Raw genomic sequence first — 12111 nt, 5'->3', positions numbered from 1 at the left:
AGAGTATTGGCTTCCTGTTCTGATCAATAACGGAGCCCGCCCTTTTATGCTGTCCGCCGCACTGCACGACCACTGGCAACAGGTTACCACCCGCCTGACCGATCACGGAGAACGCACCGGTTTCGACTGGCCCACGCTGTGGCAAAGCCTGAGTACCGAACAACAGGCACGGGCACAAAAGGTGCTGAGCATCAGCGATTATGTGGCCGACGCCCTGCCGCGCGAACCGCAGTGGTTTACCGCCGCTTTAGCAGAAGACCGGCTGTCGCAGCCGCTGCCGCGCGCCACCATCAGCCAGTGGCTGGATGAACTCAGCAGCGGTGCAGAAAGTGACGAAGACTGGCACAAGGCGGTGCGCGTATTACGCCGCCGGGCGATGGTGCAGATTATCTGGCGTGACCTGCTGCGTCTGGCGCCAACACTGGAAACCACCCGCGCACTGTCCGACCTGGCCGATGAGTGTGTGGTGCGTTCACTGGAATTTTTAAGCCGTTCATTATTTGAGCGCCATGGCCGGCCCATCGGTAAAGCCAGTGGTAACGAACAGCAGATGCTGGTGCTGGGCATGGGCAAGCTTGGCGCTTATGAGCTGAATTTAAGCTCCGATATCGACCTGATTTTTACCTACCCGGAAAGCGGCGAAACCAGCGGGCCGAAGGTGATTACCAATCAGGAATTTTTTGTAAAACTCGGGCAGAAGCTGATTCAGGCGCTGGATAAACACACCGCCGATGGCTTCGTTTTCCGCACCGATATGCGCCTGCGCCCTTACGGCCAGAGCGGTCCGCTGGTGATGAACTTTGCCTCGGTAGAAGAGTATTACCAGGATCAGGGCCGCGACTGGGAACGCTACGCCATGGTTAAGGCGCGCATTATGAACGGCGAGCAAAGTGCAGAAGCGAAAGAGCTGCTGAGCATTCTGCGTCCCTTTACCTACCGTGTGTATGTCGACTACAGCGCCTTTGCCTCGCTGCGTTCGATGAAGGCGATGATCAACGCCGAAGTGCGCCGCCGTGGTCTGGAAATGAACGTGAAACTCGGCGCCGGTGGCATCCGCGAAGTGGAATTTATCGTACAGGCCTTCCAGCTGATCCGTGGTGGTCAGGACAAAAGCCTGCAGACCCGCGAGCTGGTAAAAGTGCTGGGCATTCTGCAGGCCGAAGGCTATCTGCCCGCCGCCGCCTGCGACGAGCTGAAACAGGCGTATTTATTTCTGCGCGACAGCGAACACGCGCTGCAGGCATTAAACGACGAACAGACCCAGCTGCTGCCGGAAGATGACAGCCAGCGCGCACGGGTGGCTTTAGCGCTGGGCTTCAGCGACTGGGACAGCTACCTGAACGAGCTGGAACAGCACCGCAGCAAAGTGCGCCATCATTTCGCCCAGATCGTCGCCAGCGATGATGACAACGAAGAAACCGACGAGCTGCAGCAGGTGTGGACCGATCTCTGGCTCGGCGAGCTGGACGAGCAACAGGCAGCGACCTTTCTTGAGCAGCATCCCTGCGCTAACTCAACGGAAGTGCAACAGCAGCTGAGCAATTTCCGCGACTCCCGTACCGTGCTGAAAATGCAGCAGATTGGCCGCGAGCGTCTCGATGCCTTAATGCCGCTGCTGCTGCAACAATTGTGGCAACAGCCTGAGCCGGTGACCACGCTGGAGCGCATCGTACCGCTGCTCGAAGCCGTGGTACGGCGTACCGCCTATCTGGTGCTGCTGAAAGAAAACCCGCAGGCCTTAACCCAGCTGGTTAAGCTCTGCGGTGCTTCCAGCTGGGTGGCGGAATACATCACCCAGACGCCGCTGTTGCTGGACGAATTATTAAGCCCGGCCAGCCTCTACCGTTTGCCGGAGCGCAAAGAACTGGCGGAAGAATTACACCTGCGCCTGCTGCGCGTTGATCCGGAAGATCTGGAACAGCAGATGGAACAGCTGCGTCAGTTTGTGCGCGCACACAAACTGCGCGCCGCCGCCTGCGAAGTAATGGATGCCCTGCCGCTGATGAAAATCAGCGACTACCTGACCTGGCTGGCGGAAGTGACGCTGCAGACAGTGATGGAGCTGTCGTGGAGTCAGATGGTGGCCAAATACGGTTACCCGACCAATACCGCCGGCGAAGCGGTAAGCCAGCCGGAATTTGCCGTTATCGGCTATGGCAAAGTCGGCGGACTGGAGCTGAGCTACAGCTCCGACCTCGATCTGGTGTTACTGCACAACAGCGCCAGCGGCCGCTATACCGACGGCGAGCGCAGTCAGGACAACGGTGTGTTCTATACCCGCATGGGTCAGCGCATGATTCATATTCTGACCACCCAGACCCGCTCCGGCGATCTGTACGAAGTCGATATGCGCCTGCGTCCGTCCGGTAACTCCGGCATGATCGTCGCCTCGATGAAAGCCTTTGAGGAATATCAGCAGAAACACGCCTGGACCTGGGAACATCAGGCGCTGGTACGCGCCCGCGTATTGTGTGGCAGCCAGCAGGCGGCGGATGAATTTCAGGCCATCCGCAACGCCACCCTCAGCCAGCCACGCGACCTTGGTCGTCTGCGCGAAGAAGTGCGAGCCATGCGCCAGAAAATGGTGGATAATCTCGGCTCCAAAGATACAAGCGGCCAACAATTTCACCTGAAGCAGGACGCCGGGGGTATTGTTGACATCGAGTTTCTGGTTCAATACGGGGTTCTGGCCTGGTCACACCAATACCCAGAGCTGTTAGACGTTACCGACAACATGCGGTTGCTGGACGCGTTCGACACAGCCGGTCTGATGGATCCACAAGATTGTCAGACCCTGCAGGAAACCTACCTGTCCTACCGAGCCGAAACTCACCGGCGTGCATTGCAGAAACAAAAGCTGTTACTGGATTCAGACACCCTGTCCAAACTTGGCTTCAATGCGCGGCGCAACGATGTGACCCGACTGTGGAAACTCTGGTTGGAGACTGATACGGCCTCGTGATTACGCGTATCATCCCCGGAACACATATTTTTTACTGAATTTAGAGTGAGGTCCTTATGCTACCTTCCATGTCCGACCGCGATGGTCTGATCTGGCTAGACGGAGAGTTGGTTGACTGGCGCGAAGCGAAAGTCCACGTACTGACTCACACCCTGCACTACGGCATGGGCGTTTTTGAAGGGGTGCGGGCTTACGAAACAGCACAGGGCGCGGCGATTTTCCGCCTGCAGGAACACACCGACCGCCTGTTCAACTCGGCCCACATCCTGAACATGAAACTGCCTTTCAGCAAAGCCGAGATTAACGAAGCTCAGCGTGCTGCTGTGCGTGAGAACAACCTGAAAAGCGCCTATATCCGCCCGATGGCATTCTACGGTTCTGAAGGTATGGGCCTGCGCGCCGAAAACCTGAAAGTACACGTGATGGTTGCGGCCTGGGAATGGCCAGCCTACATGGGCGAAGAAGCCAAAACCCAGGGTATTAAAATCCGTACTTCAAGCTTTACCCGCCACCATGTGAACATCACCATGTGTAAGGCCAAAGCCAACGGTAACTACATGAACTCCATGCTCGCCCTGCGCGAAGCACTGGACAGTGGCTGTGAAGAAGCCCTGCTGCTGGATAACGAAGGCTACGTGGCCGAAGGTTCCGGCGAGAACTTCTTTATGGTGACCAACGGCGTGATGTACACCCCGGAACTGACTTCCTGCCTGGACGGTATTACCCGCCGCACCATTATGGAAATGGCCCGCGCCCGTGGTATCGAAGTGCGTGAAAAACGCATCACCCGCGACGAAGTATATATCGCTGATGAAGCCTTCTTTACCGGTACTGCCGCTGAAGTACTGCCAATCCGCTCACTGGATGGCCGTATCATTGGTGAAGGCCGTCGTGGCCCGGTAACCGAAATGCTGCAAACCATGTATTTCGATACCGTAACCGCTAAAGATCCGTTTAACGCTGAGTGGGTTACTCCGGTTAAATAAGCCGGCGTTTTAAGCGTTACCAATAAAAAACCCCGGCATGCCGGGGTTTTTTATATCTGACAAACGTCGTTACAACATTGTCGTCCTGTCAGGGTCATCTGATCACTATCAGCGCTTACAAAAGAACCTGTCCATTAAAGGTCAGATTCCAGGTACAGGTTATCGTCTCACCATCAACCTCGGTAGAGCTACCTGAACCTGTTCCGCTGATCACAGCAGTTTCAGGATTGACTGTCAGTGTAAAACTTTCCTGTGAGGTATAACTGTAGCCGTCTTCCGTTTCCTGGTCTGAGGTTTTAATAGTAAAACTGCTTCCCTCTGCAGCAGAAAAAGATTCTTTAAAATCGGAATTCAATGTACGGATATAGCCCTTTTTCCAGTTGATAACAGAATACGTATCATCATTTATAGAATAAGAACCATCACTGCAGTTGCCATTACCGGTTATCGAAAATTTAACCAGATTTTCACCACCGGACAGCTTCAGCGTTTCACGGTTAAGAGTTGTCAGTATCAGCTCAAAATTACCTGAACCCTCATAGCTTTCAACGCTGACGCTATAACTCATGTTATCTGCTGCATCAAAAATAATATATTCTTCGGAGGAAGATGTATCGGCATATTCACTCACCGAGTAGTCGCTCGCGCGTACAGTAAGATCCAGATCTTCCGCTCCGGAGGTAAGACGCACGAGAACATTATCAACATCTGCCTGAGCCAGATAATTGAAATCCAGAATTGCCCTATCACCGATGGTGCCTGTATTGCGACTGTGTAAAATGATACTGTCTGCATCATTCACCGTTGCAGAGGTCAGTGATGGCTGGCTCGGGGCGCTCAGCAAAGCACTCTCATTAATGCTGATATTCAGACCATTATTGCTGCTACTATCGTCACCACCACAAGCAGTTAGCAGCGCCGCTGACAATAAAATTCCACTTACTTTAACGTTCATAAGAATATGTCCTTAATATGTATATATCCCAGAGGCCAGATTCTAGCGTTATCCAACAATTGCTGCAGCTGTTAATATACGACAACCTGAACAGACAGATGGCCATTAGCCCACCGCTGGCTACAATGCTCTGATTGTTATTCTGATTATCCGAGGTTCAGCCAGATGTGCGAACTCCTTGGCATGAGTGCCAACACCCCGACCGATTTATGCTTCAGTTTTACCGGCCTGACCCAGCGCGGTGGTAATACCGGGCCGCATAAAGATGGCTGGGGCGTAGCCTTTTATGAAGGTAAGGGCGTGCGCCAGTTTCATGATCCGCAGCCCAGCTGCGAATCACCCATTGCCGGCTTGCTGCAGAACTATCCGATTAAAAGCAAAAACGCGATCTGCCATATCCGCCAGGCCAATGTCGGCGATATCTGCCTCGCCAACACCCACCCTTTTGTGCGTGAGTTGTGGGGACGTCATTGGGTGTTTGCCCATAATGGACAGGTGCCGGATTTTGTCCGTCATGTCGGTATGTATGAACCGGTGGGCGATACCGACAGCGAAAATATTTTCTGCGATTTAATGAACCGTGTGCGTCAGACATTACCGCGCGATGCCATGCCACAGCAGCTGGCCGAATGCCTGGTCAGCTTTGCCCATGAATATGCCCAGCAGGGTGTGTTTAATTGTCTGCTCAGCAATGGCGACTGGTTGTTTACCTACTGCAGCACCAAGCTGGCCTGCATCACCCGTCGTGCACCTTTTGGCCCGGCACAATTAAAAGATGCCGACGTTACCGTCGACTTTGCCGCCGAGACCACCCCCAACGATGTGGTCAGCATTATCGCCACCGAGCCATTAACCGCCGAGCAAGACTGGCATATTTATCAGCGCGGCGAGTGGAAATTATGGCAACTGGGCGAAGTGGTTGCTGAAGGTTTAACCTCGCTGCCGCCACGGGAAAGCAACTGATGCGCCTGCGTTTTTCAACACCGTTTTCTGCCTTATTTTTTGCTCTGTTGTTTGCCCTGCTGCTTGCTCTGTTTTCTGTTCTGAACCGCAGCGCGGATATACCGGCCGGGGAAAATAAACCTGCGGGCGTTCGCAATATTATTTTGTTAATCGGTGATGGCATGGGCCCGGCGCAGTTTGGTCTGCTGGAAAGTTATGCCCGCCGTGCACCCAACAGTATTTATCAGGGCCGGCCAACAGCAGTCAGCCAGTTAATGCAACAGGGGAAAGTGCTGCTGTCCGATACCGGGCCGCACGATGTACTGGTCACCGACTCGGCCTGCTCCGCCACACAGCTCGCCATTGGCGAAGCCAGTGGCAGTGAAATGATTGGCTTAAATGCCCGTGGCGATCGCGTTGAAACCATACTGCAAAAAGCCAAACGTGCCGGCATGCGTACCGGCCTGGTTTCCGATACCCGTATTACCCACGCCACCCCGGCTGCTTTTGCCGCACACCAGCCGCACCGCCGCTTTGAAAATGAGATCGCTGCCGATCTGTTAACCACCGCACCGGATTTAATGCTGTCCGGCGGACTGCGTTATTTTCTGCCGCAAGACGCAGAAAACATCAGTGCAGAGTTACAAAAGAATATCAGCGCAGCGCAATTAACCTTAAAGTCAAAACGCACGGATCAGCGTAATTTACTCAGCGAAGCGCAACAGCAGGGTTATGCATTGGCCTTCAGCCGCGAGCAATTAGCGCGACAACAGCATTTACCGCTGCTCGGTTTGTTTGCCAGCTCGGCCATGAATGATGCGATTTATGCCCGCCAGAATCCAGATTCTGCACAACCGGATTTAAACGAATTAACGCGCAAAGCGCTGCAGTTACTGGGCACTTCTGAGCACGGCTTTTTTCTGATGGTGGAAGGTGGCCAGATCGACTGGGCAGCACACAATAACGATGCCGGCGCCCTGCTGCATGAACTGTTGCGTTTTGACGCTGCGATTCAGGAAGTAGTGAACTGGGCAGCAGACCGCGATGATACTCTGGTGGTATTAACCGCCGACCATGAAACCGGCGGCTTTGGTTTTTCCTACAGCGCGCACGATGTTCCGGTGCCCAGAATGCTACCCGGTAATGGTATGCGCGGTCAGGCTTTTGCCCCCAACTATAATTTTGCGCCGCACAGCCTGCTTGATCGTTTATTCGCACAGAAAAAGGGCTATTACCGCCTCTGGGGCGATGCCAGCTCAGACGGCAAAAACGGTTTGCCCACAGCGGACTCGTTAATGGCCGAAGTGAATGCGGCCCTGGATTTTCCGTTTTCCCGCACACAGGCCGAACGGGTATTGCGCCGCGATCCCAATCCGCATTTTGATCCGCAGACCGATGACCCGGCAGGCGCAACTCAGCCGCATATCGAAGACTTCAGTGATTTTTACGTCTACCGCGAAGAGCGCTATCTGAATGCACTGGCGCGCGAGCTGGCCTCCGCACAAAGCGTGGTGTGGAGTACCGGCACTCATACCGCGGCGCCGGTGCCGGTGGTGATCAGCGGACCAGAGCCGATACTGCAGAATTTTCAGGGCTTTACCCGCCATGCCGAACTGGGACATCAGCTGAAAGCGCTGATTAAAACCGACTGAACCGGGCCAACGGAACTGGCCGACTGAAAAAATTGGCCGGAACCAGATAACCGGCACTAAAGCATCTTCTGCATCAGCCGGATTCCCCGGCGCTGATGCACAATAACCGCAGCAATATGGCCAAGCACCAACAGGGCCAGCAGCGCACAAGAGTAGTGATGCGCGACCGAGAAAGCTCTGGTCACCTCACCCGCCTTAAACAATGGGTCCAGCTGCGCTAAAGCAAACACCGATACCGGCCTTTCCATCATACAGACACCACTGACCAGCACCGTCAGCACAGTGGCATAAATCAGCCAGTGACCACAGGCGGCCAACCACAACTGTCGCCGGCTCAGCTCCAGGGTCTCAGGCTTTTTCTGTATGCATGCCAGCGTCAGCCTTAACAGAAAAAAGGGAATAAAAAGCAACGTCAGGGTTACATTAAAGTGCCCTAACCACCGTTCGACAGCTGGCGATAAAGAAAAAAATGCCAGACTGAATCCCGTGACGATGGCCCAGATAATAACCAGGGCGGACAACCAGTGCAGACTGCGGCGCACCCGGCAATAACGATATTTGTGTAATTGATCCATCCCTCCTTTATAACCAAAAAACATGTCTGGAAGATGAAATTATTACCCGTTATGGCAACTCTGGCGGGTTACTTCAGCCAGATAAGTGCTCTGCCACCTTAATCGATGAAAAACGCTGCAGCACGATAAGATGCAGCCTGCGCACTGTCTTTTGACGACAAGGCCAGCGCGGTATGGCTGCCAGTCCGGGCTGGCGCCCCGCTGTCCGTTCTGAGCGGAAGAAGATGACGGCAGATACACGGAAGCCGAAGATGAAGATGCCGTCTTCTGCCATTGACCGGATTCGAATAGCAGCTAAGTTTAATACGTTGGGAAACGTCGAAGGATCCGATGCCCGGAAGTGCTGTTCCTGTCACGGTTACCCGTAATCATGCAGTGTTGCAGCAGGTACCCGCCAGAAATTATGCCTGACAGTACCGCGCAGCGGACCAGCATCAATTCCAGGAGGATTGCTCCACTCTTCAGGGGCTAACACCACGTGCAGACTTCAGGTCTGCAGCAAGGATCCAACATGAGCAGCAGCACTAACCTGCCCACAATGCGCAGGTTTTTCCTTATCACTGGTCTGATTGCTTTATTGCTGTGCAGCATACTGATGGCATTGCTCGAAAGCCAAAGCCGTGATGATGCCTACAAGCAGGCTTTCTCTGAACTGAGTGAGCAGGCTGCATTACGCGCTAATTTTTTCCTGAAGACGCTGAATACCGACAAAGACAAAGTCCGTTTTATTCATAGTACTCCTCCTATCAGCGGTATTGTCCGTGCACTGGAAAACGGTGGTAAAGATCACCTCGACAACACCACAACGCAGCAGTGGAAACAGCGCCTGCAAACGATATTCACCGGCTTTATTGCTGCTAATGAAGAGATCCGTCAGATCCGCTTTGTTGGTAAGGCCAACAACGGGCGGGAACTTGTCCGGGTGGACCGTAAAAACGGTATGGTCCGGGTCACTGCTGAAGCAGATTTGCAGGAAAAGGGCAAAAGTGATTATTTTCTCGCGGCGGAAAAACTGAATAAAGACGAAATATATATTTCCGCTATCAACCTTAATCGTGAGCACAACAAGATAGAGCATCCAGCCTGGCCAACCTACCGGATTGTCGAATCTGTTTTCGATTCAGACAATAACTTCTTTGGTTTCATCATCATTAACTTTGATGCCGAAACATTACTCAAAAACCTGAAAAGCGATACTCCGGAGCACATGCAGATATTTCTTCTGAATGCCGCCGGCGGTTATCTTATCCATCCGGATCCTAAAGAGGAATTCCGTTACGAATATGATCCGGACAGTAACTGGAACCTCGATCAAGAAGCCACTTCCGTCGAAAATCATAAAAGCATTTTTAAGCAGAAGAATACGCTGAATGAAATTATGTATTTTTATTCCCGGCGCATTTTTCTGGATGGACCGGGAGGCAGCCATTACGTTGATCTGCACACCGCATTCACAAAAGACGACATCGAGATTCCACTGCAAAGTATGCGTCTTAAAATCCTGTCACTTATTGCCGTTCTGCTTATATTCGCTGCAGCTATTGCTTTACTTTATCAACGCCGGGTTGAGGCACGCGTCGCTCTGCTTACCGCCCGCTCAACAGCTCGGGCTATTATTAACTATTCAACCGATGCCATCATAGGAATCAACCCGGATGGAAAAATTGACAGCTGGAACAGTGGCGCAACCGTCATGTTCGGTCATCATGAGGAAACGGTTATAGGAAAAACATTATTTAATACAATCCTCGACAGCAATAACCAACAGATAACACCCGATATGATTTCTCAGGTTTTATCCGGCAAGGTATTTTCACAGTGTGAAACCCGGGCAAGAACTCAGAAAGGTGAAAAACTGCATATTTCGGCCAGTATTTACCCCATTATTATTGAACAAAAAACCATTGGCTGCGCCATCAGCATCCGCGATATTACCGAGCAGTATTTACTGAACGAAAAAATTTCCCAGATGAACATTAACCTGGAGGATCAGGTAAAAGAACGCACCCAGGAGCTGGAACAAGCGATTCAGGAAGCACAACAGGCCAGTCAGGCAAAAAGCCTGTTTATAGCAAATGTCAGCCATGAAATCCGCACGCCTATCAATGGCATTATGGGGATGCTGTCATTATTAAAGCGGGAATGCAGTAACGAGAAACAACTGCACTATATCCACATAGCAGAGAGCAGCGCCTCGGCTCTTACCGCACAGATTAACGATATTCTCGACTTTTCAAAAATGGGTGCCGGTAAACTGCAGCTGGAACAAACGGATTTCAGTCTGACGGCGTTGCTGAGTTCCATTGCTGCCAGTGCGTCAATTCCGGCGTTTGATTCCAGTATTGAGTTCATTCTGGATATTGCCGCGATAGAACACGACAGTGTGCAGGGTGACCCGGCCAGACTGCAGCAGATTATTTCCAACCTGACTTCTAATGCAGTGAAGTTCACTCCCGCCGGGGAAATTATTCTCAGGGCTTCCACTGCAGAAGAAGACAATGGCGATATCCGCCTGTTCTGCTCGCTGACGGATACCGGCATTGGTATTCCCGAAGATCATCAGCAGGCTCTTTTTGAGGCTTTTCATCAGGTTGATAACAGCACCACCCGGAAATTCGGCGGTACCGGTCTGGGCCTGTCTATCTGCAGACAGCTTTGCACCTTAATGCAGGGTCAGATCAGTGTGCAAAACAGCAGCGAAGAAGGCACAACCATCGCTTTTGATATTTTGCTCCGTGCAGGCTCCGAAAGCAGTCAGGATACTCCGGGCATATCACTGCATGGCCAGCACTGGCTGATTGCCTGTGATAATAAGGCACTGCAACAGGCTCTCGGCAATATTGTTCACAAGCGCGGCGGAGAGTTTCTTGCCGTATACAGTGCGGAGCAAACCGAGCTGGTTGTCGGTAATAATCCACCGGCGGATTATTTATTACTCGATATCAACTGGCTGCGTGGCTCCTTACTGACCACGCTGCAGCAAGGTAATTTTCATGGGCGGCTGATTCTTCTGTCACCTCCGGGCTACGACAATGAGCTGCCACAGTTACCTCCGGAGCTGCAGACCAAAACACTGACCCGCCCGGTTGCTCCACCCGATCTGGATGCGGCCTGTTACGGAATAACTCCGCAACACCAACCACAGGAGCCAATGACTGACAGCAACAGCCATTTTCCTTTATGCACACAAAGCGGACGCCCCTGTCATGTTCTGGTCGTGGATGACAATGCCATTAATCAGGAGGTTGCCTGCGGCCTGCTGGAAAGTATGGGGCTTACTGCCGACTGTGCTGACAACGGCATGGCGGCTCTGGAAAAACTGCAACAAAGCAGCGACGACGATCCTTTTGATCTGATTCTGATGGACTGCCAGATGCCGGTTCTTGATGGCTTTGCTGCAACGAAAAAAATCCGCGCAGGTAATGCCGGTGAACGCTACCGGTCAATCACCATTATCGCCATGACTGCAGGGGCAATGGCCGGTGACAAAGAGAGCTGTCTGCTGTCCGGAATGAATGATTATCTGAGCAAACCCATCGATATAAACAGTTTTCAGCATATTCTCAGAGCCTGGCTGACGCCCGGCGATAAAGCACAACCAACCACCAGGAAGGATGATATGGGACAGGCAGACAGTCTTATGCAAAATAACGACGGGCTTCCGTCTGAGGTTAGTAATCAGACCGTATGGGATCGGGCAGGTGCCTTACAGCGTCTGATGAACAGGGAGAGTATTCTGACGCGGGTCGTGGAGTTATTTATCTCGACATCCGGCGAAACGCTGCAGGCATTGCAGGATGCGCTGGCGGCACAGGACATCAGCAGTATTCAGGCACAGGCGCACACGCTGAAAGGCGTGGCCGGAAATATTGGTGGTATGCAGTTAATGGCACTCAGTGCCTTGCTGGAACAGGCTGCCCGCGAACAGGATAACAGCCGCCTGCAAAGCCTCAGCCAGCATCTGACACCTTGCTACAACACACTGATGGAATGCCTGCAGGAAAATCAGCCGGCATAAATGCTGCCAACTCAGAGACAC

General features: G+C 52.6%; 7 protein-coding genes. 5 read left to right on the top strand and 2 right to left on the bottom strand.

Features of this window, described 5'->3' with window-relative positions; all coding sequences use genetic code 11:
• Window positions 1–46 precede the first annotated feature (46 nt).
• A complete protein-coding gene (gene glnE / locus HUF19_RS01265; protein WP_260998143.1) occupies window positions 47–2962 on the top strand; it encodes a bifunctional [glutamate--ammonia ligase]-adenylyl-L-tyrosine phosphorylase/[glutamate--ammonia-ligase] adenylyltransferase in 2916 nt (971 codons plus the stop codon).
• A gap of 56 nt (window positions 2963–3018) precedes the next feature.
• The gene (locus HUF19_RS01260; protein WP_145466845.1) at window positions 3019–3948 is read left to right on the top strand and encodes a branched-chain amino acid transaminase; all 930 of its coding nucleotides are present in this window, start codon (window positions 3019–3021) and stop codon (window positions 3946–3948) included.
• A gap of 115 nt (window positions 3949–4063) precedes the next feature.
• Here the strand turns inward: HUF19_RS01260 and HUF19_RS01255 are convergent, their stop codons facing one another.
• Window positions 4064–4903: a hypothetical protein gene (locus HUF19_RS01255; RefSeq protein WP_260998142.1), complete on the bottom strand. Its 840-nt coding sequence runs from the start codon at window positions 4901–4903 to the stop codon at window positions 4064–4066.
• A 165-nt stretch (window positions 4904–5068) separates the two neighbouring features.
• Between HUF19_RS01255 and HUF19_RS01250 the strand changes: the two genes are divergently transcribed.
• A complete protein-coding gene (locus tag HUF19_RS01250) occupies window positions 5069–5866 on the top strand; it encodes a class II glutamine amidotransferase (protein WP_225691470.1) in 798 nt (265 codons plus the stop codon).
• A complete protein-coding gene (locus HUF19_RS01245) occupies window positions 5866–7497 on the top strand; it encodes an alkaline phosphatase (protein WP_260998141.1) in 1632 nt (543 codons plus the stop codon). Before HUF19_RS01250 ends, HUF19_RS01245 begins: the two co-directional genes overlap by 1 nt.
• Before the next feature lie 56 nt (window positions 7498–7553).
• Here the strand turns inward: HUF19_RS01245 and HUF19_RS01240 are convergent, their stop codons facing one another.
• Window positions 7554–8072 carry a cytochrome b/b6 domain-containing protein gene (locus HUF19_RS01240; protein WP_260998140.1) on the bottom strand — a complete coding sequence of 173 codons (519 nt, stop codon included), beginning with the start codon at window positions 8070–8072 and terminating at the stop codon, window positions 7554–7556.
• A gap of 511 nt (window positions 8073–8583) precedes the next feature.
• Between HUF19_RS01240 and HUF19_RS01235 the strand changes: the two genes are divergently transcribed.
• Window positions 8584–12090: an ATP-binding protein gene (locus HUF19_RS01235; RefSeq protein WP_260998139.1), complete on the top strand. Its 3507-nt coding sequence runs from the start codon at window positions 8584–8586 to the stop codon at window positions 12088–12090.
• Window positions 12091–12111 lie beyond the last annotated feature (21 nt).

Origin of the sequence: Thalassolituus hydrocarboniclasticus, assembly GCF_025345565.1 — a bacterium.
Classification (GTDB): Bacteria; Pseudomonadota; Gammaproteobacteria; order Pseudomonadales; family Oceanobacteraceae; genus Venatoribacter; species Venatoribacter hydrocarboniclasticus.
The sequence above is the reverse complement of the archived record's forward strand: the minus strand, read 5'-3'. Positions and strand labels throughout refer to the sequence as shown.